Origin of the sequence: Corallococcus exercitus (assembly GCF_042231735.1) — a bacterium.
GTDB lineage: Bacteria > Myxococcota > Myxococcia > Myxococcales > Myxococcaceae > Corallococcus > Corallococcus exercitus_B.
In genome coordinates, this window is record NZ_CP102577.1 from 6,364,438 (window position 1) to 6,385,573 (window position 21,136).

Annotated in this window: 19 protein-coding genes; 11 read left to right on the forward strand and 8 right to left on the reverse strand. The window is 70.7% G+C overall.

Annotation, left to right across the window (positions count from 1 at the left end; translation table 11 throughout):
• Nucleotides 1-52: 52 nt before the first annotated feature.
• On the forward strand, nucleotides 53-907 hold the full coding sequence (locus NR792_RS25210; protein ID WP_375755231.1) for a hypothetical protein: 855 nt from the start codon (nucleotides 53-55) through the stop codon (nucleotides 905-907).
• Between the two features lie 15 nt (nucleotides 908-922).
• Here NR792_RS25210 and NR792_RS25215 read toward each other — a convergent pair whose 3' ends face one another.
• The 5 genes from NR792_RS25215 to NR792_RS25235 form a co-directional block, all read right to left on the reverse strand.
• Nucleotides 923-1,402, reverse strand: a complete 480-nt coding sequence (locus tag NR792_RS25215) for a DUF4126 family protein (RefSeq protein ID WP_375755232.1) — start codon at nucleotides 1,400-1,402, stop codon at nucleotides 923-925.
• 83 nt (nucleotides 1,403-1,485) lie between these two features.
• Nucleotides 1,486-2,304, reverse strand: coding sequence for a hypothetical protein (locus tag NR792_RS25220; RefSeq protein ID WP_375755233.1), 819 nt, complete (start codon nucleotides 2,302-2,304; stop codon nucleotides 1,486-1,488).
• A 9-nt stretch (nucleotides 2,305-2,313) separates the two neighbouring features.
• A complete protein-coding gene (locus NR792_RS25225) occupies nucleotides 2,314-2,766 on the reverse strand; it encodes a type II toxin-antitoxin system RatA family toxin (protein WP_375755234.1) in 453 nt (150 codons plus the stop codon).
• Nucleotides 2,763-3,203, reverse strand: a complete 441-nt coding sequence (locus NR792_RS25230) for a group II truncated hemoglobin (protein ID WP_375755235.1) — start codon at nucleotides 3,201-3,203, stop codon at nucleotides 2,763-2,765. Before NR792_RS25230 ends, NR792_RS25225 begins: the two co-directional genes overlap by 4 nt.
• A gap of 7 nt (nucleotides 3,204-3,210) precedes the next feature.
• Complete coding sequence (locus tag NR792_RS25235) at nucleotides 3,211-4,095, reverse strand: 5'-3' exonuclease H3TH domain-containing protein (protein ID WP_375755236.1); 885 nt, start codon at nucleotides 4,093-4,095, stop codon at nucleotides 3,211-3,213.
• A gap of 249 nt (nucleotides 4,096-4,344) precedes the next feature.
• Between NR792_RS25235 and NR792_RS25240 the strand changes: the two genes are divergently transcribed.
• From NR792_RS25240 to NR792_RS25270, 7 genes are all read left to right on the forward strand, one after another.
• Nucleotides 4,345-4,704: a DUF4398 domain-containing protein gene (locus tag NR792_RS25240; RefSeq protein WP_375755237.1), complete on the forward strand. Its 360-nt coding sequence runs from the start codon at nucleotides 4,345-4,347 to the stop codon at nucleotides 4,702-4,704.
• Nucleotides 4,705-4,737: 33 nt separating this feature from the next.
• On the forward strand, nucleotides 4,738-6,042 hold the full coding sequence (locus NR792_RS25245) for an OmpA family protein (protein ID WP_375755238.1): 1,305 nt from the start codon (nucleotides 4,738-4,740) through the stop codon (nucleotides 6,040-6,042).
• A 111-nt stretch (nucleotides 6,043-6,153) separates the two neighbouring features.
• Complete coding sequence (locus tag NR792_RS25250; protein ID WP_375755239.1) at nucleotides 6,154-7,743, forward strand: sensor histidine kinase; 1,590 nt, start codon at nucleotides 6,154-6,156, stop codon at nucleotides 7,741-7,743.
• The gene (locus NR792_RS25255; protein WP_375755240.1) at nucleotides 7,740-8,663 is read left to right on the forward strand and encodes a response regulator; all 924 of its coding nucleotides are present in this window, start codon (nucleotides 7,740-7,742) and stop codon (nucleotides 8,661-8,663) included. The genes NR792_RS25250 and NR792_RS25255 overlap by 4 nt, the downstream gene beginning before the upstream one ends.
• Nucleotides 8,664-8,674: 11 nt before the next feature.
• Nucleotides 8,675-9,268 (forward strand): GNAT family N-acetyltransferase, encoded by a 594-nt coding sequence (locus NR792_RS25260; RefSeq protein ID WP_375755241.1) that lies wholly within the window; start codon nucleotides 8,675-8,677, stop codon nucleotides 9,266-9,268.
• A gap of 163 nt (nucleotides 9,269-9,431) precedes the next feature.
• The gene (locus NR792_RS25265) at nucleotides 9,432-10,478 is read left to right on the forward strand and encodes a hypothetical protein (RefSeq protein WP_375755242.1); all 1,047 of its coding nucleotides are present in this window, start codon (nucleotides 9,432-9,434) and stop codon (nucleotides 10,476-10,478) included.
• Nucleotides 10,478-11,245, forward strand: a complete 768-nt coding sequence (locus NR792_RS25270) for a hypothetical protein (RefSeq protein ID WP_375755243.1) — start codon at nucleotides 10,478-10,480, stop codon at nucleotides 11,243-11,245. The genes NR792_RS25265 and NR792_RS25270 overlap by 1 nt, the downstream gene beginning before the upstream one ends.
• Before the next feature lie 15 nt (nucleotides 11,246-11,260).
• On the opposite strand, the gene NR792_RS25275 is transcribed toward NR792_RS25270, so the two are convergent.
• Nucleotides 11,261-13,342, reverse strand: coding sequence for a prolyl oligopeptidase family serine peptidase (locus tag NR792_RS25275; RefSeq protein ID WP_375755244.1), 2,082 nt, complete (start codon nucleotides 13,340-13,342; stop codon nucleotides 11,261-11,263).
• A 51-nt stretch (nucleotides 13,343-13,393) separates the two neighbouring features.
• Nucleotides 13,394-13,915 (reverse strand): hypothetical protein, encoded by a 522-nt coding sequence (locus NR792_RS25280; RefSeq protein ID WP_375755245.1) that lies wholly within the window; start codon nucleotides 13,913-13,915, stop codon nucleotides 13,394-13,396.
• Between the two features lie 415 nt (nucleotides 13,916-14,330).
• Between NR792_RS25280 and NR792_RS25285 the strand changes: the two genes are divergently transcribed.
• The 3 genes from NR792_RS25285 to NR792_RS25295 all read left to right on the forward strand — a co-directional run bounded on the left by NR792_RS25285 (nucleotide 14,331) and on the right by NR792_RS25295 (nucleotide 19,600).
• On the forward strand, nucleotides 14,331-15,413 hold the full coding sequence (locus NR792_RS25285) for an AI-2E family transporter (protein WP_375755246.1): 1,083 nt from the start codon (nucleotides 14,331-14,333) through the stop codon (nucleotides 15,411-15,413).
• 17 nt (nucleotides 15,414-15,430) lie between these two features.
• Nucleotides 15,431-16,045, forward strand: a complete 615-nt coding sequence (locus NR792_RS25290; protein ID WP_375755247.1) for a DedA family protein — start codon at nucleotides 15,431-15,433, stop codon at nucleotides 16,043-16,045.
• A gap of 195 nt (nucleotides 16,046-16,240) precedes the next feature.
• Nucleotides 16,241-19,600 carry an ATP-binding protein gene (locus NR792_RS25295; protein ID WP_375755248.1) on the forward strand — a complete coding sequence of 1,120 codons (3,360 nt, stop codon included), beginning with the start codon at nucleotides 16,241-16,243 and terminating at the stop codon, nucleotides 19,598-19,600.
• 11 nt (nucleotides 19,601-19,611) lie between these two features.
• On the opposite strand, the gene NR792_RS25300 is transcribed toward NR792_RS25295, so the two are convergent.
• Entirely contained in the window at nucleotides 19,612-21,060 is a 1,449-nt protein-coding gene (locus NR792_RS25300) for an FAD-binding oxidoreductase (RefSeq protein WP_375755249.1), read from the reverse strand.
• Nucleotides 21,061-21,136 lie beyond the last annotated feature (76 nt).

The following is a 21,136-nucleotide window of genomic DNA, read 5'->3' on the forward strand; positions in this document are numbered from 1 at the left end:
GTCACCTGGGATGGATGGGACGGGAGGGGCGGAGGCTGGCATCCTCCTGGCCATGGCTCGGAACAGCACCCTGACGGCGCGGTTGGGATACATCGACACGCAGGCCACCTTCGTGCAGGCGGCCCTGCTCGCGGCGCATGGGGCGGGGGCTCGCGCGGGCGGCTTCCGAGTGTCGGACGTGCGCTTCTTCTTCCTGCTGTTCACCAACTGGGTGGAGCACGACGTCACCCGGCCCTCGCAGGACATCGACCTGACGCAGGTGCGGCGCACGCTGGAGCGGCTGGTGCGCGCGGGCCACGCGGAGGCGAGCACCAGCGCGCCAACGAAAGGCCTGCCCCGGGGCCGCCGGTACGTGCTCACGGGTGAGGGGCTGTGCTCGCTGGCGGAAGGGCTGGCCGCGCGCGAGCGGGCGCCGCTGGAGGAGGCGCTGTTCGCGGTCTGCTTCGCGGCGAGCTACCGCGACGCGGTGCTGTCGCGCGTGGAGGGGCGGGCCCGGGCGCTGTCCCCGGCGGTGCGCAGGCGGGTGGAGCGGGCGTTGGATCCGCTGCGGCTGGTGAAGGAGGCGCAGCGCACGTCGGCGGCGGTGCTCGCGGACCTGGAGGAGCGCGTGGAGGCGGGCCTGCGGTACGAGGAACAGTCGCGCAAGGCGCTGGCCCGCGCGGAGCCGGTGGCGGACGTGGTGCGCGCGTTGGAGGCGGCGGGGTCGTACCAGCTGCACCGGGTGCGGCCGCTGGGCGAGGTGCTGCTCACGCTGCCGGAGGACCTGCGCCAGTTCGAGCTGACCGAAGGCATGGGCCTGCGCTCGCGGCTGCTCTTCGCGCCCCTGGCGGAGCGGGCGCGGGCGGAGCATGCGGTGCTGACGCGGCTGGAGGCGCGACTCACCGCCGGCAAGGCCGCGCCGGGGTGAGCCTTGGAGCAGGGCCTAACGCAGCGCTCGGGTGAGGCGTGAGCCCAGGGCCATCGTCAGGCCGTCCTCGACGAGGCCCGCGGCCAGGTTGGGCACGCGCAGCCGGTGCGTGACGAAGCGGCGGAGGCCGTAGAAGACGTAGCTGGAGGCGATGGCGGCGGCGGCGCCGACGAGCGCATAGCCGAGCTTCGCCCCCTTGCGGTCGCGCGACACGGCGGCACCGCTGATGGCGCCCGCGAGGATGCGTCCGGTGAGGGGCGGGAACGCGATGCGCGCCGGGGTCTTGGAGGACTTGTCCGCCACCAGCTCGCCGAGCGCCAGGAAACCCAGGCGCTGCGCCACCTTCTTCGACGTGAGGCCCGGCAGGGACCGCTTCAGCGCGCGGGTCGGATTGCGCGACAGCTCCCGCGTGAGGAACGCGGGCGCCGTCATGCTGCGCATCCCGGCAAGGACGCCGAAGCCCGCCGCCATCAAGATGTCCTGGTTCGTTCGCATGGTTCCCAACCCCCAGTCCGGGTGATGAAAACTGGAGGGTGGGGGCGCGGCGCCCGTCCGGCCACCGCCGGGCGGGCAGGCACTCAGGCGGCTGGTGTGCTGGAAGGCGCAGGTTTCTTCGGGACGCGGAGCATCAGGCCCGCGAGCAGCGCGCCCACCGCGGCCGTCAGCGTTCCCCAGTGCTGGTAGTAGTGCATTGGGAGCAGGCCCAGCACGAAGCCCACGGCACCCACCCCCAGGAAGCCGCGCCGGGACAGGGTGCGCTCCCACGCCGTCGTCGCGAGGGCCGTGGAGAAGTAATAGAGGACCGTGGCGATGGCGACCTGCCCCCAGGGAACCAGGGGCCGCAGGGACCACCACACATCCTTCTCCAGCCGGAGGAGCGTGGCCTCCACCCAGCCCTGGCCCCGCAGATGCGGCAAGGTGGGGTCTCCCGCCAGTTGATCCGCGGTAAGCCCGTGGAACATGTGCCGCATGTCGTCCGCGAGCACGAAGCAGACCGCCTGGACCAGGGTCGCCATGAGCAACACCGTGAGCATCCACCCCTTGGGCGCGGGCGGCACGGAGGGCTCGGATTGCTTGCGCAGGGCCTCCAGGTGCTCCGGGAGAACTTCCAGCGGGTGCGGATAGGACAGGCTCACCAGGGCCTCCGTCGCGGCGACGCTGACCGGCGTGCCTTGCTCATCCACCAACTGCTTCGCGTCCTCCTTCGCAAGCAACGCCTGCAACACGGGCGCGAGCGTCGCCGGGGCCTCCGTCTTGACCAGCCGCGCGATGATGGCGTTGAGGTACCCGGCCTTCAGGGCGCGCGTGGAGCCCTTCGTCCTCAAGGCCTCCTCGAACAGAGGCACCAGCTCATCCACGGACGGAGTGACAGGGGACGGCTGTAGCTGCGTGCTCATACCGGGAGTCTATGCCGGGCCAGCGACATCCGTGTCCAGCCGCCGCTTCAGGTCCTCCAGACGACCCCGGACCTCGCGGGTCAGGAGCCACTTGAGCAGCGGCGTGAGCCCACCGAAGGGACGCCGCAGCTCAAAGGCATACGTGAAGGTGACGCGCGTGACGCCGGGGCCGTCCTCGTCGAACCGCCACGACCCCGCGAAGCTCTCGAACAGGCGCGGGCCCCGCGTCATCTTCACCGCCGTGACGGCGGGCGGCTGGAAGGACACGTACTCGGTCTCCATCCCCAGCCCGTGCCACGACACGCACCAGGCCTTCACGCCCGGCCCGGCCTCCGTTGCTCCGTCCATCAGCACCGCCTCGCGCAGGAACGTGTCCCAGACGAGCCGCTGTCCGTAGTCCTGCGTGTACGCGAAGACGCGCTCGCGCGGACAGGTGATGCGGATGGACTCCGTGAACCTCATCCTTCCGTGTTGCGCAGGAAGTCCGCCACCTGGGCGAAGCGGTCATCCAGGAAGCTTCGCAGGCCGCCGGTGATGCCTCGCTGGTCCATGGCCTTCTGCATGCACCGCAGCCATGCGTCCCGCATCGCCGTGTCCACCGGCAGGTGCCCGTGCCGCATGCGCAGCCGGGGGTGGCCGTGCGTCGCGCTGTAGTGCTGCGGCCCGCCCAGCCAGCCCACCAGGAACATGCCGAAGCGCTGGCGCGTGCCCCGGTTCACCTTTCCTTCCGCGTCCAGCTCGTGGATGGCCGCGAGCGCGGGCTCCTCCGCGTCCATCACGTCGTAGAAGGCCTCCGCCAGCGCGTGGACGGGCGCCTCGCCGCCCATGCGGGTGAAGGGGGTGTCGTCCAGCGTGGGGACCCAGCCGTCCGACGGCGGGGGCTTCAATTCCATGCTCATGGCTTCCTCATGCCGCCCAGCGCTTCGGCCGGCGCTGGAGGCTCTTCAATCCCAATCCTTCACAGAACGCCTTGAAGCGCGCTTCCGGCACGCCCTTCCACTCCAGGTCCGCGAGCGACGCCGTGCCCGGCAGCGGCGCGTCCTCCACCAACGTGGCCAGCGTGCGGTACAGCCGCGCGTCCTCGCGGTGCGCCTTCAGCGTCGCCGCCAGCTTGTCCGCGCCCCGCACCTTCACCGTCCACTCCGCCGCGCTGTCCGGGATGGCCTCCAGGTGTCCATACGCCTGGAGCACCGCCGAGGCGCCCTTCGCCCCGAAGCCCGGCAGCCCCGGGATGCCGTCCGCGTCGTCGCCCATCAGCGCCAGCAGGTCCGGCACGCTCTCTGGCGCCACGCCCAGCTTCGCCTTCACCGCTTCTGCGTCCATCACCTTCTGCTGCCGCCGGTCCACCTGCACCACGCGCTGGCCGCGCACGCACTGGCCCAGGTCCTTGTCCGGCGTGAGCAGCCGCACCTGCTCCACCTCGCCCGCCCAGCGCGCCGCCGCGGTGGCCAGCGCGTCGTCCGCCTCCTGGTCCTTCATGGACCAGACGCGCACGCCCAGCGCCGCCACGGCTTCCTCCACCAGGTCGAACTGCGCGCGCAGCTCCGGCGGCACGCCCTCGTCCCCCTTGTAACCGGCGAACAGCGCGTTGCGGAACGAGCGGATGGGGTTGTCGAACGCGACCGCCACGTGCGTCACGGCCTCCTGCTCGTCGTGCAGGAGGGCGAGCAGGGAATCCATCACGCCCGCCGTGGCCTTCACGTCGCGACCGTCCGGCGCGGTGGTGCCCGGCCGGGGCGAGTAGTGGGCCCGGTACAGCTCATACGTGCCGTCCACGAGGTGCAGGCGCATGCTCCTCCTCTAGCGTCCCTCCCGCCGCGCGGCCAGCAGCCTGTACGGGGCCCTGACGGGAACCGGCCCTGCGCGGCGTCTCCCGCCTGTGCGCCTCGTTCCCTACACGACGCCTGTCAACCCCCTTGGCCAGCGTGCCTGGCGGGGACGGGTCGCCGATGCCGACTGCGTGCACACCGCCCATTTTCTGACCGACTCCCTCTGGGCCGCGCCGGAGCGTCCCAGCATTCCACCGGCATGAGGTGATCCATGCGCCCGAAGCTGTTCGCCGCCGCCCTGCTCTGCGTCGCGGCCCTTGGCTGTGCCAGCAAGCAGGTGATTCCCACGTCCACCCATCAGCAGCGCGTCCAGGCGGAGGCCGCGCTCCGCTCGGCGGAGAACTCGCAGGCGCCGAACGTGCCCGAGGCCGCGCGGCACCTGGAGTTCGCCCGCCAGCAGATCGCCGACGGTGAGCGGCTGATCCAGGAGGGCGAGCAGGAGGCCGCGGAGCTGCGCTTCCGTCAGGCGGCGGCGGACGCGGACCTCGCGGCGGCGCTGGCGCGCGCGGTGCCCCTGAAGAACGAGGCGCGGCGGGCTTCCGAGCAGGTCGAGTCCATCCGCGGTCAGTGAGTCCCCTACCTCTAGCCTTGTGAGGAGCGAGTCATGCAGCGTTGGAAACTTGGATGGTTGGCGGTCGCGGGAGCCTCGGCGCTCTCGGTGGGGTGTGCCCACGGTCCTCCGCCCAGTGAATTGACCGCGGCGCGCCAGGCCTACCGCGAGGTGTCCACGAGCCCCGAGGGCCGCGAGCGCCCCGCGGACGTGGCGGCGGCCCGGGCGGCCCTGCAGGAGGCGGAGAACGAGTACGCGGAGAGCAAGGGGTCGGTGAAGACGCGCTCGCTGGCGTACGTGGCCCTGCGCAAGGCGGAGATCGCCGAGGCGCGCGGCGAGGCGGACCTGGCGGCGCAGCAGCGGGCCCAGGCGGAAGCGGCCCTGCGCCAGCAGCAGGAGGCACGCGCGCAGACGCTCACGCGTCAGCAGGAGGAGGAGCGCGCGAGGTACGAGCAGCAGCGCCAGCTGTATGAGCAGCAGCGCCAGCAGTTCGACCAGCAGCGCCAGCAGCTCGAGGCCCAGCGCGCGCAGGAGGCCGAGCGCATGCGCACCGCGGACGCGCAGCAGCGTCAGCAGATGGAAGCGGAGATGCAGCAGCGCCTGCAGCAGCAGCAGGCCGAGGCGCAGCGGCTGGCCGAGCTGAACCAGCAGCTCCAGCAGCGCACGCAGGAGCTGGAGCAGGAGCGCCAGGCGCGGCTCCAGGCGGAGCAGCGCGCGTCGCAGGCGCTGACGCGGCTGCAGGACGAGAACGTGAAGGTGCGCGAGGAGGCGCGCGGCACGGTGGTGACGTTGTCGGGCAGCGTGCTCTTCGCGACGAACGCGACGGAGCTGTTGCCGGCGGCGCGCGACCGGCTGTCGGACGTGGCCACGGCGCTGAAGGAGTCGAAGAACCCGCTGCTCATCGAGGGCCACACGGACTCGCGCGGCACGGACGACTACAACGAGCAACTGTCGGAGCGCCGCGCGGAGAGCGTGCGGAACTTCCTGGTGAACCAGGGCGTGCCGGCGGAGCGCATCCAGATCCGCGGCATGGGTGAGGAGCGGCCGGTGGCGTCGAACGGCACGGCGGAGGGCCGCGCGAACAACCGCCGCGTGGAGATCGTGGTGGAGCGCAACGTGGCCGGAGCGCAGCCGTCGCGCTCGGGCGGCGTGGGAGGCAGCGGCGCCGAGCAGCCGCCGCCCCAGGGCAACCATGAGCAGGGCCAGAACGCGCAGCCGGACAGCACGGGCGGCAGCGGCAACCCGGCCGAGCCGCACGGAGCCGGCATCGACCATCAGAGCCCGCAGCCCGAGCAGGGCACGGGTGGCGGCGGCGCCGAGCAGCAGGTGCCGCAGCAGCCCATGGACCACGGGCAGTAACGGTGTGAACTAGAGGGTTGGATCTGGGGGCTCGTCGCGGAAGGAACGCGGCGGGCCCCTGCTGCATCATCCGTGAGCAAGCGCGCGTGCTTGGTGGGAGGATGCCGGTCCATGAGCTTCATCGAAGAACTGAAGGAGCATCTTCAGAACGTGCGCTCGGCGCAGGACGGCCATCCGGCTCCACGTCTCTTCGTGCCAGAAGCCAGCTGGGTGCGGGCGGAGTTCATCCGGCTCGTCGAACATTTCGAGCGGGAACCCGGAGAACTTCCTACCGGACGCCTGCTCCAGCTCCATCAAGAATGGACCGCGGATGATCACGTCGTGAGCTTCGCCCGCAACCTTGCCATCCTGCTTCAGGAAGGCTTCCTGCATGGCGAGTCGCGCGATGTCATTGAAGAGCATGTGCTCATAGGAATGACTCGCCGCATGGGAATCAGCATGCGGGCCTCATCCCTGACTCGCCAATTGGAAATCGACCGTCTGGCCGCCAAAGCATGGCATCAGGGGCCTCGAGGTACATCCCAACTCAACGGGCTCGCGAAGTACGCCATGGAGGTTCGTGCTGTTCGCAAGATGGCGAATCGCCAGGAGGTAGGTCCCATTGGAGACGTCCTCCTAGGCTTGAGCGGCCGAGATGCCATCCAATGGCTTCTTCAAGTCGAGGCGGCTCAATCCATAGGCCCCATCGACGACTGGCGGCTGAGCAGGGAAACCGCTGGTTACCTTCTCCAAAAACCGGAGGACGTTCGCACCGAAACCGACTGGGAGGTTTCTGAACTCGCACACTCCTGGGCGACCCTCAGGAGACTTGGGTCGCTGGGCATCCTTGAAATCGTAGAGGAAGTCCGGGGTCCGCATCGGAGCGTCTTCAACGGTTACAGGCTCTTGAACGAGGGAAAGCGCCTTCTGGAAGTCCTGCTTGCCCCCATGGAAACGCCCTTCTCCGTCCTGGCGGCCACGCTCAGCCAGGACGAGTCGCTGACTGCATTGGAGAAGGAAGGTGACGGCAAACCCGGTCTCGACACGGTCTTCAGTTCCTCGGCTATTGCAACTGCTCGGCAAGCCCGGCTGGTCGTCCACGAAATAAGGAATGCCCTCATCCCCGCGCAGATCGCCCTGGGGGCGCTCTACAACTCCATGATGGGAAGTCAGAGCGAAGCGGAGATCTCCCGCTTTCGCCCTCGCATCGACCCTGGCATTGACCGTGCGCTGAAGTTCGTTACGGACCTGCTCAAGACCTCCGAGTTGGCAGCACGCGCTCGCGAAGACTTCAACGTTCTCCGAGTCCTCGCGGACGCGGTCGCCAGCCTCGCCACGTCACTGCGCATCCAGCTTCATGTGGCCCCGGATCTCCCTTCCTTGTCGGGTTACCGGGAGCGCTTCGTGCTCGCCATCGTCAACCTGCTGCGCAACGCCGAGCAGGCCGGTGCGCAGCAAGTCCTCATCGACTGCGTCCTGGAGGACAATCAGCGAAACCTCCTCCTGACCGTGGACGATGACGGCCCTGGCATCCGCCCCGAGGACCATGAGCGCATCTTCCAGCGCGGCATCTCCCTCCGCTCCGGCGGCGCAGGAGAGGGCTTGGCCCTGGTCAAGGAAGTCGTCGACGAGTTGCGCGGCAAGGTTGTCTGCGTGGACAAACCCGATGGCGGTGCCCGTTTCCGGATGCGCCTGCCTGTGGCAGAGAGGACCCCACGATGACTCCTCCAGGCACCGTATTGGTCGTCGACGACGAGCGGCCCTTCTTCGAGACCTATCAGGACATCCTCGTCCCCGAGGGCTACCGCGTCGAATGGGCCCCTGACAAGAAGACCGCCCAGGCCCGCATCCAGGAGTCCTCCTGGGACGTCGTCGTGCTCGACCAGCGCCTCCAGGGCTCCTCCGGAGGAGACTCCGGCATCGACCTCATCTCGGAGATCGTCCCCACGGGCGCCAAGGTCATCGTCGCGACCGCCTACGCCGATGCGAAGATGATTGAACGGGCCTTCAAGGACGGCGCCTACGACTACCTGGAGAAGGTCCCCACCCTTCCCATGATGTTGCGCATCAAGGTGCGCAACGCCTCCGAAGCCGTGCGGGAGCGCCGCCTCGCCTCGCTCACCCAGGCCCAGAGGGAGAAGGAGATCCAGGACCTGTGGGCCGCCTGCCAGACTGAAACCAACGGCAACCGCAAGGGCCTCCTGCTGGAGGAACTCATGGTCCTCCTGTTCAAGACCGTGCCGGGTCTGATGAACACCAACACGCGCCAGACCAGCGTGGACGAAGAGATCGACATCACCATCCGCAACGAATCCCAGGACCCGTTCTGGGCCCGCGAGACCAGCGCCTACATCCTCGTCGAGTGCAAGAACTGGTCGAAGCACGTGGGACCCAACGAGCTGATCATCTTCCGAGACAAGCTCGTGAACCGGGGTGGACGCTGCCGACTGGGCTTCTTCGTCGCGGCCGGAGGCTTCACCGAGGGCTTCCACAGCCGCTCCGCCACCTTCCGGAAGGACGACCACCTGGTCGTCGCCATCGGTCCGGCGGAACTGGATGCACTGGTGCGTTCCACGAACCGGAACGAGACCTTCAAGAAGCTCCACGAAGACGCCGTCATGAGTGGTAACGGCCCGGCCTGACTCAAGCCCCCATGACCGACAAGTCGCCCGTCCTGCTCACCACCGAGCGCCTGCACCTGATGCTGCTGCCGCCCGACGCGGCGGAGCGCGTCTTGGCGTACCACGTGGCCAACAAGGACCACCTGGGCCCGGTGTCCCCGGCCCGTCCGGCGACCTTCTTCTCCACCGCCTACTGGCGCACGCGCCTGGCCCAGGACCGCGAGGACTTCCGCCACGACGTGTCCCTGCGCGTGTTCCTCCTCCCCAAGGGCCAGTCCCTGGCGCTCGCGCCCGTCATCGGCAACGCCACGCTCGCGCACATCCGCCGGGGGCCGCTCCAGGCCGCGGACCTGGGCTATGGCCTGGACCACCGCCACGAGGGCAAGGGCCTCATGACCGAGGCCCTCCACGCCTTCTGCGACTTCGCCTTCGGCGCCATGGGCCTGCACCGGCTCCAGGCCAGCCACCTGCCGGAGAACCTGCGCAGCGCCGCCGTCCTCCGCCGCCTCGGCTTCATCCCCGAGGGCTACGCCCGCGACTACCTCCTCATCAACGGCCAGTGGCGCGACCAGGTGCTCAATTCGCTCGTGGCCCCCGCCGAACCCGGCGTCCGCGGCGGCCCCTGACCTTTCCGCCAATTCTGTCGATATTGCCCATAGTGAGGCCGTTAAAGCCTACTATTTGAGGCCCAAGCTCCAATATCGACAGAATTGAATGAGACCCGGTCCTTCCCACTTCCGTGACGAGTTCTGGCGGAATCCGCCGCCTCTCCCGCGTGGCGTCAAGCTGGTGCACCAGGAGGCAGTCGTGGTGTCCCGGGTGGGCCCCAGGGGGGAGTCCCTCTACGACCTCGCGGAGGTCCAGCTCCCGGAGGTTCGTGTTCCCGTGTTGTTGGGGTATCGCGCCCCCTTGTTCCCAGCAGACGTGCTGAGCCAACGCGAGAAGCTGCTCGCCCTGCGCGAGCAGCTCCAACGCAGGGACGCGGATCCGCGCTCGCTGCCCACCTTGCGACTTCCGCTGCTCGTCACGGACTCAGCCTCCGCCAACGTCATCGACCTCTGCGAGCGCGAGGAGTTGGGCCTGATCGACATGCGCGGAACGCTCTTCCTGCGCACGGGAAGCACCTTCATCCGGGTGCAAGGGCACCGGCCCCTGGAGCGAACGCCTCGCGAGCCCCTGTTCCATGGCAAGGGATGCCGGCTCGTGCGCGTCCTGCTCCAGTCCCCCGACCAGCGTTGGACCATTCGCGCGCTCTCCGAGCAGACCCAGACGAGCTACTCCTACGCGCATGGGGTCACGACGAGACTCTTGAAGGAGGGCTTCGTCGAAGGAGGCCGCAGCGTCGGCTTCCGGCTTCGTGATCCGGCGTCACTGCTGAGGGCATGGCTGACGAGCGACAAGCCGACGGCCGTCACCCGGGAAGGGTTCAACGCTCCCTCCACGACGCCGGACCTGCTCCACAAGGCCCATGCCTTGCTGACCTCCCAGGGCATCCGCTCCACCTTCACGCTGGCAAGCGCCCTGCGACCCGACGAACGGTCCGTCTCCGGAGTCCCCCACGGCATCTACCTGTCGGGCTCCCTTGAGGCAGCCGTCTCAGCTTTCGGACTGCGCCGGATGACCCCACACAACTTCTTCGTGCTTCGCCCGGAGCCAGCCGCCGAAACCGACGCAGGCGGCATCTACCATGCACAGCGGCTGCTCCCGCACGGTCCAGCGGTCGCGCTGCCCCAGCTGGCCGTGGATTTCCACCAGAGTGGCGGCAGGGGAACCGAACAGGCGGAGGAGTTGGTGCGGCGCTTCGCACGGACCCTCCCTCTTTCGGACGAGCCTTGATGACGGACGAAGAGCGCTTCGACGAGATCCTCGGTGAGCTGGGCGAGCTGATGCTCGACCTGGGAGACCTTTCCAGCCGCGTCATGCTCATTGGCGGGCAGGTCCTCGCGCTGGAGTCCCGCCAGCGGGGTGGAACCGGGGTCATCTCCATCGAGACCGATACCGGCATCGTGGTCGAGCGAGGCTTCTCATACGAGCCGGATCTGTTGTTCGACCTGGACGGCGCGGACTTCATGGCCGAGCGCCTTCCGGATGTCCTCAAGCAGCGGGGCTATGCGAGGACCCGGGAGTTCCGCTGGTCGAAGACCCTGCCCGGTGGGCAGATGGACGTGGATCTCTTCAGGCCCGAGGACGTCGAGCCCGACGAGCTGCCCACCCGCATGACGCCGCTGCCGGACGCACGGGTGGCACTTCGTCGAAGTCACCCCGTGGTCCTTGTCGAGGGGAAGCCGCCGCGGATCCTGCTACCGGATGCCGTGGGCTTCCTCACGATGAAGGAGCGAGCCAAACGCGAACAGCGCCCCGACAAGACGAAGGACAGCTTCGACATGTTCGCCTACGTCAAGCTCGTGGGTACCCAGACGGTGCGGGCATCGCTGCAGCAGGCGGGTGAAGTGGGGCAGGCGCTCCGGGACAGGTTGCTCAGCCTCTTCTGGAACACCGAGGCACCAGGGCCTCGGGACGTCATCGCTTATGCCGCGAGCCTGGAAAAGGAAGAGCAGGCCTTGCTGGCCCAGGCGGCGGTCGACCTGTTCGCGGAGCTCTGAACCCCCAGCACGAGCTCAGCGCGCCGGCGCCCGCACCTTCGGCTTCGACTCCGCCGGCGCGGGCAGGTTCGCGTCGAACCAGTCCAGCGTGCGCAAGAGCCGGTCCTTCTGGTGCTCGGGCTTGCGCAGGCCGTGGCCTTCATCCGCGTAGATGACCAACTGGGTCTTCACCCCCAGCGTCTTCAGCGCCTTGTGGAACTCGTAGCCCTGCGACGCGGGCACCTCCACGTCCCGCTCGCCGTGCAGCACCAGCGTGGGCGTGCGCACCTGCTTCACGCCGTTGATGGGCGAGGAGCGCGTGTACACCTCCGGCTCGTCGTACACCGACGCCCCGAAGTACGGCAGCATCCACGTGTCGATGTGGTTCGTGCCGTAGTAGCTCTGCCAGTTCGCGATGCCCGCGCCCGCCACCGCCGCCTGGAAGCGCTGCGTCCGCGTCACCGCCCACATCGTCAGGAAGCCGCCGTAGCTCCACCCCGTGATGCCCTGCCGCGCCGGGTCCACCGGCGCTGACGCCAAGACGGCATCCAGCCCCGCCAGCACGTCGTCGAAGTCCCCGAAGCCGAAGTCCCGGCGGTTCGCCTGCACGAACGCCTCGCCCTGGCCATAGCTGCCGCGCGGGTTGGGCATGAACACCGCGTAGCCCCTCGCCACGAACAGCGCCGTCTGCGGACTGAACGCCGACAGCACGCCCGCCGCCGGCCCCCCGTGCACCACCGTCACCATGGGCGCCTTGCGGCCGGACGCGTCCGGCACCGGCAACACCAGCCAGCCCTGCACGGACTGCCCGTCGCGCGTCCACGTCACGCTGCGCACGTCGCCCACCTGCACGCGCACGCCCGCGTTGAGGCGCGTCAGCGGCTTCCACGCCCCCACCGGCCCCGTCCACACCTCCGGCGGCTGCGTGAAGGAGTCGCGCACCACCGCGCTCGTCACGCCGTCCTTCCCCAGCGACACCGCCACGTGCTCGGGCCCCTTCCACAGCGTCGTCACCTCCCCGCCGCCCGGCGCCACCGCCATCAGCGCGGCCTCGCCCTGCGCCTGCGCCCCGAACACCAGCCGCTCCGCCGTGGGCCAGAAGAGGTCCGTGGCCGTCGCCTTCAACCCGTCAGTCACGTTGCGCGCGGGCGGAACCTTCGGAGGCAGCACCGCCTTCTCCCCGAACCGCACCTTCGCCGCCAGCCGCTCCGGCACCGACACCACGAGCACGTCCCCGCCCGTGTTGCCCTCGTCGCTCATCAGGCCCTCGATGAACGCGAGCCGCCGGCCGTCCGGGCTCCACGCGGGCTCCGCCACCTGCCACCGGGGCGCGTGCAACAGCGACGTCTCCCCCGTCCCCGCCTCCACCGCGTACACCCGCGCGGTCCACCAGTTCGCATCCCCCGGCGGCAACGAGGCCGTCACCGCCACGCGGGCGCCATCCGGGCTCCACGCGTACTCGTGGATGAACAGGCCCGCAGGCGACACGAGCCGCAGCCGCGCGTCCTCCGCCGTCACCACCGCGAAGCGCTTCACCGGCGGGGACGCCTGCACCACGCCCGTCTCCCGCGCCGCCGGTCCCCGCGGCCCCAGCGCGTCCTCCGAGCCTTCAATGACGAGCAGCCCCACGGCCTTCCCGTCCGGCGACCACTTCGGCGCCGCCAGCACGCCCTTCAACGTCGTGAGCCTTCGCGCGGGCCCGCCCGTCCCCGACGCGTCCGCCACGTAGAGCTGCCGCGCGCGGCCCTCGCCCGCCGTGGAGAGGAACGCGAGCTGCCGGCCGTCCGGGCTCCACGACAGCGAGCCCTCCGCGCACGGCGCGCCGTCCTTCGACGCGGTGACGCGCACCGGGGCCCGCTCCGGGTGCGCCAGCTCCCGCACCTGGAGCCGCGCGGCCTCCGCGGTCCCCGGCACCGACTCCACCCAGGCCACCCGCGTGCCGTCCGGCGACAGCGACACCTCCCGGATGCGCACCATGCGCTGGAGCGCGTCGTACGCCGCGCTCGCCTCCAGCCGCGCGGGCGCGGGCGTGGACGCGGGCGGCCCGGGCACCGCCCCGGACGCCAGCGCGCCCCACACCCAACAGCCCACCGCCACAGCCAGGCTCGCCACTCGCATCCGCCGCCTCCAAAAGAAGACCCAGGCGGCGGAGTGTAGCGGACCTCCCGCTCAGTGCAGCTGCGTGGGCAGCATGGGCAGGCCGTGGAAGAAGCGCCGCCCGCTCTCGAAGCGGTGGTGGAAGGTGACGCGCTGATCCAGGTACAGCCGCGCCATCTCCTCCTCGCCGTACGCGCGGAAGAACGCGGCGCGCGCCTCGTCACACGCCCGCTCGTACTCCACGCACAAGGCCTCCCACTCCTCCGGCGGAAGGTCACCCTCCGGCCAGCCCTCGCCGGTGAGGCCGTAGTCGCGCTCCATCGCGTCCAGCTCGCCCGCGCGCAGCCGCACGCGCGGATCCTCCGCGATGGCCTCGTCCGCCATCGCCGTCAGGATGTGCGCGACGAGGAAGAAGCCCGCGTCCGGCGGCACCGCGCCCGCGTCCCGCGCGCTCCGGAACGTCACCAGCAGCTGCGCGTCCATCTCCTCGCCGCCCAGCTCCGCCAGCTTGTTCGCCAGCCCACGCCACCGGGCTTCCGTCTCGAGGGCCTCCCGCCGCACCCCTTCCAGCTCCTGCTCACCCATCTTTTTCATGGTGTCCTCTCCCGGCCCGCGAAAGTCCCTTCCCACGAAGGTTCCCATCCCCGTCTGACGCGCGGGCCCGGCAAAGCGTGCTGTCCCCTTTTTCCAAGACGTCCCGGCGCGTCAGGTGCCGGACGCCCCGGCGCGGCGCCGTCGCGTCGCGGACGCGCAACCGGCCTTGGGGGGACGGACGGGCCAGCGGCCAGGCCGGGCCATTCCGGCTGTCCGGGTGACGAACCACCGGGCCGGTGATTGCGTCCGGCGGAGCCTCTTCGCGGCTGGCGGGTGTCACCCTCCGGACGCTTGGAGCGGGCCCGGGCCCGGCGCGCGCACTTGGAAGACGACGGTGGTTGCCCCCGGGCGGGGGATGTCGCATCCGCAGGGCATGGGGCCCGAAGCCGGTGGCCCGCCCCGGGGAGCTCCACTGGTGTCCGCGCCCGAAGTCCGTCCGCAGCCGAAGTCCCAGGTGTCCCCCCGCACGGTGTTCACCGTGTGCCTCGTGGTGCTGGGCGTGATGGTCCTGGTGGTGCTCGTCGCCAAGACGCGCGTGGCGCTCACGCTCACGGGCATCGCGGCGATCATCGCGCTGTCGCTGGAGCACGGCGTGTCGCGGCTGGAGAAGCGCGGCCTCAAGCGGTGGCTGGCCATCACGCTGGTGCTGTTCGCGCTGTTCGTCGCCATCACGGCGCTGGGCCTGCTGGTGATTCCGGACCTGGTGGCGCAGGTGGACGCGCTCGTCACGCAGTGGCCGCAGCTGTGGAAGCAGATCCGCGGCACCGGCATCCTGCGCGCGCTCAACCAGCGGCTGCACAGCCTGGGCTGGAGCGAGCGGCTGGAGGAGGCCACGCCGGAGCTGGCCGGGCCGCTGCCCTCGCTCATCATGAGCGCCATCGGCGGCGTGGTGGGCCTCCTGGGCGGCATGCTCACCGTCTTCTTCCTGGTGGTGTTCATGCTGGTGTTCGGCGGCGGCGTGCTGCGGCGCCTGCTGGACCTGGCCCGGCCCGACCACCGGCTGCGGTACGTGCGCGTGCTGCGCAACGTGTACAGCGCGACGGGCGGCTACCTGTCCGGCATCACGCTCATCTGCGCCATCAACGCCACGCTCACCACCGCCATGCTGGCGGTGCTGGGCATGCCCTTCTACCTGCCCTTGGGCGTGGCCAGCGGCTTCTCCAGCCTGGTGCCCTACGCGGGCCCCATCATCGCGGGCGGCATCATCACGCTGCTCACGCTGGCCACCGGCGGCCTGTGGAAGGCGCTGGCGGTGTTCATCTACTTCCTCCTCTACGGCCAGCTGGAGGGCAACGTGATGGCGCCGCTGGTGTTCAAGCGCACCGTGCACGTCAACCCGCTCGTCACCCTGCTCGCCGTGCTCTTCTGCGTGGAGCTGGCGGGCATCGTGGGCGCGGTGGTGGCCGTGCCCGTGGCGGCCACCGTGCAGATCATCGTCCGGGAGGTCCTCCTCTTCCGCCAGGAGCGCCGCGCCGGCGCCGTCCTCCCCGAGCCCTGACGGGCCGAGGAGCCCTGATGACCGCTTCGCCGCTCCAGCTCTTGCTGACGCACGGCTCCGGCCCGCTCATCTTCCTCGTGCTGGTGGGGGGCGGACTGGGGCTGCCGTTCCCGGAGGACCTGGTGCAGCTGGCGGCGGGCGTGCTGTCGCACCGGGGGGCCATGCCGCTGCCGGCCGCCATCGCGCTGTGCTTCGTGGGCGTGCTGTGCGGGGACACCGTCCTCTTCCTCATGGCGCGGCGGCTGGGGCAGGCCCTGTACACGCACCGGCGCACCCGCCGCCTCTTCCCGCCCGAGCGCCGCGAGCGCATCCAGGGGCTGTACGCGAAGCACGGCCCCCGGGTCGTCTTCATCGGCCGGTTCCTGTCCGTCCTGCGCGTGCCGGTGTTCGCCATGGCCGCGGCGGAAGGCATGCCCCTGCGCCGCTTCCTCCTCTGGGACGGGCTGGCGCTGTGCCTGAGCTCGCCCCTGGTGGTGACGCTGGGCTACCTGGGCTCCGCGAGCGTGGACCGCGTGGCGAAGGGCGTGGGCCGGGTGGAGCACTTCCTCGCGCTGGCGGGCGTGGCCGCGCTGCTCGTCGTGCTGGCCGTGCGCCACGCGCGGGAACGGCGCCGGCCCCAGCCCTCTGCCTGAGCTCCACCGGGTGCGGAAGCAAGCAAGCTCACACTTGCTCCATCCGGTCCGGTCCCCCGCTGGAGATTTTCGCTATCTCTTGAATGGTTTCATTGGACGAACATCCCAGTCCGGCGCCCCCCCCTCCGAGGCCTCATGAGACACCCCAGCACTCCCCAGGCCAGTCCCACGGCGGTGCCCACCCCGGAGGCTGGGATGGACTGGCTGTCGGGCGGCGGGGAGATGGGCCGGTTGATCCGCTCCATGGACTGGTCGAAGACGCCGCTCGGGCCGGTGGAGACGTGGCCGCAGAGCCTGCGCACGACCGTCAGCCTGTGCCTGTCCTCCACCTTCCCCATCCTCATCGCGTGGGGACCGGAGCGCGTGCAGCTCTACAACGACAGCTACCGGCCCATCTGCGGCGCGAAGCACCCGGAGTCCATGGGCCAGCCCTTCCGCGACTGCTGGGCCACGGCGCTGCCGGTGGTGGGCGGCGTGTTCGAGAAGGCGGGCACGGGTACGGGTTCGTACATCGAGAACCAGCGCATGTTCCTGGACCGGTACGGCTACCTGGAGGAGGCCTTCATGACCTTCTCCTTCAGCCCCATCCGCGACGAGTCCGGGGGCGTGGGCGGCCTCTTCCACCCCATCACGGAGGTGACGGAGAAGATGCTCAGCGCGCGGCGCACGCAGACGCTGCGCGAGCTGTCCGCCCTGCTGGGCAAGGTGAAGACGCTGGAGGACATCAGCGCCGCGCTGTCGCAGCTGCAGCCGGACGCCACGCTCGACGTGCCCTTCCTCCTCTTCTACCGCCGCGACGAGGCCGCGCCCCGCGTCCGGTGGGTGGGCGGCGTGGGCCTGCCCCCGGGCACCGCGTGGAGCCCGGAGGAGACCGGGCTGGACGGGCCGTGGCCCTTCGCCACCGCGGGCGCGGACACCGTGAGCGTCCCGCGCGAGCCGCTGGACGCGGGCACGAACCTGGGGCCGTACGAGGAGCCGCCCGTGCACGCGCGCGTGCTGCCCATCCACCCGGCCGGCATGGCGGAGCCCTTCGGCTACCTCGTGGCCGGCGTGAGCCCCCGCCGCGCGCTGGATGACGCCTACCGCGGCTTCTACGAGCAGCTCCAGGCCACGCTCACCAACGCCGTCGTCAGCGTGCGCGCCTACGAGGCGGAGGCGCAGCGCGCGGAGGCGCTGGCCGCCATCGACCGGGCGAAGACGGCGTTCTTCTCCAACGTGTCGCACGAGTTCCGCACGCCGCTCACGCTCATCCTGGGCCCGCTGGAGGAGTCGCTCGCGGACACGTCCGCGCCCCTGCCGCCGGCCCAGCGTGCGCGCCAGGAGCTCACCCACCGCAACGCGCTGCGCCTGTTGAAGCTGGTCAACTCGCTGCTGGACTTCTCACGCATCGAGGCGGGCCGGGTGAAGGCGAGCTTCCACCCCACGGACCTCGCGCGGCTCACCGGGGACCTGGCCAGCGTCTTCCGCGCCGCGATGGAGAAGGCGGGGCTCCAGTACACCGTGGACGCCCGGGACCTGGGCGAGCCCGTCTACGTGGACCGGGACATGTGGGAGAAGGTTGTCCTCAACCTGCTCTCCAACGCGTTCAAGTTCACGCTCGACGGCGGCGTCACCGTGCGGCTGGAGCGACAGGGCGCGAAGGCGCGGCTCACCGTGCGGGACACCGGCACGGGCATCCCGGAGGCGGAGCTGCCGCGCGTGTTCGAGCGCTTCCACCGCGTGGAGTCCTCGCGCGGGCGCACGCACGAGGGCACCGGCATCGGGCTGGCGCTCATCCAGGAGCTGGTGAAGCTGCACGGCGGAACGCTGGGCGTGCGGAGCACGGAGGGCCAGGGCAGCACCTTCTTCGTGGAGCTGCCGCTGGGCAGCGCCCACCTGCCCGCCGAACAGGTCCAGCAGGAGGAGGGGGCCACGCACGCGGGCAAGCTGGGGCCCGCCTTCAGCGAGGAGGCCCTGCGCTGGCTGCCGGACGCGCCGGAGTCCATCCCGCTGTCGGTGCCGGAGCTCGTGACGCCTCCCACCCGGGCCAACGCGCTGGGGGAGCTGGGCGCGGGGCTCGCGCTGCCGCAGGGGCGCGGGCGCATCCTCGTCGCGGACGACAACGCGGACATGCGCGCGTACGTGAGCGGCCTCCTGGCGCCGCACTGGAGCGTGCGCGCGGTGGCGGACGGCGAGGCGGCCTTCGCGGCGGCGCTCGAGCTGAAGCCGGACCTCATCCTCAGCGACGTGATGATGCCCCGGCTGGACGGCTTCGGGCTGCTCCAGAAGCTGCGCGCCGACGTGCGCACCAGCGGCATCCCCTTCATCATGCTGTCGGCGCGCGCGGGCGAGGAGGCCCGCATCGAAGGACTCCAGGCCGGCGCGGACGACTACCTGGTGAAGCCCTTCTCCGCGCGCGAGCTGCAGGCGCGCGTGGACAGCCAGCTCCAGCTGGGACGCGCGCGCCAGCAGCTCTCCGACTTCTTCATGCAGGCGCCCACGGCCATGTGCGTGATGACGGGACCGGACCTCATCTTCACGGTCATCAACCCGCTGTTCGCGCACCTGATGGGCCGGGACATGCTGGGCAAGTCCGCGCGCGACGCGCAACCGGAAGGCGGGCACGGCGTGCTGCTCCAGCACCTGGAGCGCGTCTACCGCACCGGCGAACCCTTCGTGGGCCGCGAGGTGCCCGCGCGCCAGCCGGACGGACAGGGCGGCCTCAAGGAGCTGCTGCTGGACATGGACATCCACGCGCAGCGCGACGGCGAGGGCCACATCCTGGGGCTGCTCGTCGCGGTGCAGGAGGTGAGCGAGCGGACCCGCGCGCGCCAGCAACTGGAGGCCCTCACGCACGACCTCCAGCACGCGCTCTCCGCGCGCGACACCTTCCTGGGCGTGGCGTCCCACGAGCTGAAGACGCCCGTCACCGCGCTGATGCTGCACCTGGAGATGACGCGCCGGCGCCTGTCCCCCAAGCGCGGCGAGCCGCCCTCCCCGGAGAAGCTGACGGCGGCGATGGAGTCCGCGCAGCGGCAGGTGGAGCGGATGTCGCGGCTGGTGGACGAGCTGCTGGACGTCTCACGCATCCGCGCGGGCAAGCTGGACTTCCACATGGAAGAGAGCGACCCGATGGAGCTGGTCCACGAGGTCCTCGACGCCTTCCGCGAGCAGATGGAGCAGGCCCGCTGCATCCTGCAACTGCGGGCGGAGCTGAACCTGCGCGTGTGGTGGGACCGCTCGCGCATGCAGCAGGTGCTGACGAACCTGGTGTCCAACGCCATCAAGTACGCGCCGGGCACGCCGCTCGGCATCGGGCTCGGGAAGCACGGCGACCGGCTCATCCTCTACGTGTCGGACGGTGGCCCGGGCATCCCGCCCGAGCACCAGGACCGCGTCTTCGAGCGCTTCGAGCGCGGCGGCCCGCCCCGCTCCGTGCACGGCCTGGGGCTGGGCCTCTTCATCGCCAAGCAGATCGTCGAGGGCCACCACGGCAAGCTGGTCCTGCGCAGCGACGCCGGCCAGGGCGCCACCTTCCTCATCGACCTGCCGCTCCCCCCCAAGGCCCAGGCCTGAGCGCGCGCCTTTCAGTGCGCGACGCTCGGGGGCTTCACCGGCCCGGGCAGGATGTTCTGGTTCACGTGGAAGAGGTTGCCGGGGTCGTATTGCTGCTTCACCGCCACCAGCCGCGGGTAGTTGTCGCCGTAGGTGGCCTGCACGCGCTCCTGGCCCTCCTCCATCATGAAGTTCACGTAGGCGCCGCCCGCGGAGTACGGGTGCAGCGCGCTCCAGTAGTCCTTCGCCCAGGCGGAGATGACCCCTGCCCGCTCCGGTGACGGGTCCACCCCGACGATGACCTCCGACCAGCGCGCGTCGCGGAAGCGGAAGGCGGTGTCGTTGGGGCCCACGCGGTGCGCCGCCCCGTCAATGGGGTAGAGGTGCATGGTGGACTGCATGGACGGCAAGCGGCTGGCGAAGTCCACGTGGCGCTCGATGGCCGCGTCCGGCAGCTCGCGCACGAAGTCCGCGCGCCAGTACCACTGGTGCCCCGGCGGATAGAGCGCGTCGAAGACGCTCTGGAGCATGGGGAAGGGCATGGGCATCACGCCGTGCAGCGCGGGCTTGAGCGCCTGCACCGGCGCGAACAGCGCGTCCGCCTTCGCGGGGTCGCCCGTGTAGCACCACACGACGGCGCACATCTTCTGGAGGTGCAGCTCCTCCGGGAAGGGCGGCGCGGGCGGCACGGTGAGGAAGGCGAAGAAGCCGTTCAAGTCCTCCGGCGCGTTCGGGAGGAACTCGCGGTACCAGCGCATCACCTCCGCCGCGCGGTCCAGGGGCCAGAGCGTGGGGCCGCCGAGGATGGTGTCCACGGGGTTGGCCCGGAAGAGGAACGACGTCACCACGCCGAAGTTGCCGCCCCCGCCGCGCACCGCCCAGAACAGGTCCGGGTGCTTGTCCTCGCTCGCGGTGACGAAGCGCCCGTCCGCGAGCACCATGTCCACGGCGAGCAGGTTGTCGATGGTGAGGCCGAAGCGGCGCGTGAGGTGTCCCAGGCCGCCGCCCAGCGTGAGCCCGCCCACGCCCGTGGTGGAGATGATGCCGGAGGGCACCGCGAGCCCGAAGGCGTGGGTGGCGTGGTCCACGTCCCCCCAGACGGCGCCGCCGGAGACGCGCACCGTGCGGGCCTCGGGGTCCACGCGCACGCCGCGCATGCGCGACAGGTCGATGACCAGCCCGTCATCCACCAGCCCCAGGCCGCCGCCGTTGTGGCCGCCGCCGCGCACGGCCAGGGGCAGCTTGCGCTCACGCGCCAGGGCCACCGCGGCGATGACGTCCGCCACGTCCGCGCACCGGGCCACCATGGCCGGATGCTTGTGGATCATCGCGTTGTACAGCTGGCACGCCTCCGCGTAGTCGGCGTCTCCCGGCTGGATGAGCGTCCCGCGCAGCTGCGCCCGGAACAGCTCCACGCTGTCCGGCGTCAACCCGGCGGGCAGGCCGGGGCCCGTCTGCGGACGGTGGGTTTCGAGTGTCACGGCGGTTCCCTCCGAAAGACGGCACCGGCACGGCGCCTGACTCACGGATGCGCACGGTGATGGCCTCGCAGCACCG

What these genes read in the sequence shown, in the direction of transcription:
- NR792_RS25270 (WP_375755243.1), top strand. Translation starts at nt 10,478, where the DNA reads ATGACGGACGAAGAGCGCTTCGACGAGATCCTCGGTGAGCTGGGCGAG.
- NR792_RS25215 (WP_375755232.1), bottom strand. Translation starts at nt 1,402, where the DNA reads ATGCGAACGAACCAGGACATCTTGATGGCGGCGGGCTTCGGCGTCCTT.
- NR792_RS25275 (WP_375755244.1), bottom strand. Translation starts at nt 13,342, where the DNA reads ATGCGAGTGGCGAGCCTGGCTGTGGCGGTGGGCTGTTGGGTGTGGGGC.
- NR792_RS25210 (WP_375755231.1), top strand. Translation starts at nt 53, where the DNA reads ATGGCTCGGAACAGCACCCTGACGGCGCGGTTGGGATACATCGACACG.
- NR792_RS25245 (WP_375755238.1), top strand. Translation starts at nt 4,738, where the DNA reads ATGCAGCGTTGGAAACTTGGATGGTTGGCGGTCGCGGGAGCCTCGGCG.
- NR792_RS25290 (WP_375755247.1), top strand. Translation starts at nt 15,431, where the DNA reads ATGACCGCTTCGCCGCTCCAGCTCTTGCTGACGCACGGCTCCGGCCCG.
- NR792_RS25295 (WP_375755248.1), top strand. Translation starts at nt 16,241, where the DNA reads ATGGACTGGCTGTCGGGCGGCGGGGAGATGGGCCGGTTGATCCGCTCC.
- NR792_RS25260 (WP_375755241.1), top strand. Translation starts at nt 8,675, where the DNA reads ATGACCGACAAGTCGCCCGTCCTGCTCACCACCGAGCGCCTGCACCTG.
- NR792_RS25225 (WP_375755234.1), bottom strand. Translation starts at nt 2,766, where the DNA reads ATGAGGTTCACGGAGTCCATCCGCATCACCTGTCCGCGCGAGCGCGTC.
- NR792_RS25240 (WP_375755237.1), top strand. Translation starts at nt 4,345, where the DNA reads ATGCGCCCGAAGCTGTTCGCCGCCGCCCTGCTCTGCGTCGCGGCCCTT.
- NR792_RS25230 (WP_375755235.1), bottom strand. Translation starts at nt 3,203, where the DNA reads ATGAGCATGGAATTGAAGCCCCCGCCGTCGGACGGCTGGGTCCCCACG.
- NR792_RS25280 (WP_375755245.1), bottom strand. Translation starts at nt 13,915, where the DNA reads ATGAAAAAGATGGGTGAGCAGGAGCTGGAAGGGGTGCGGCGGGAGGCC.
- NR792_RS25220 (WP_375755233.1), bottom strand. Translation starts at nt 2,304, where the DNA reads ATGAGCACGCAGCTACAGCCGTCCCCTGTCACTCCGTCCGTGGATGAG.
- NR792_RS25250 (WP_375755239.1), top strand. Translation starts at nt 6,154, where the DNA reads ATGAGCTTCATCGAAGAACTGAAGGAGCATCTTCAGAACGTGCGCTCG.
- NR792_RS25255 (WP_375755240.1), top strand. Translation starts at nt 7,740, where the DNA reads ATGACTCCTCCAGGCACCGTATTGGTCGTCGACGACGAGCGGCCCTTC.
- NR792_RS25235 (WP_375755236.1), bottom strand. Translation starts at nt 4,095, where the DNA reads ATGCGCCTGCACCTCGTGGACGGCACGTATGAGCTGTACCGGGCCCAC.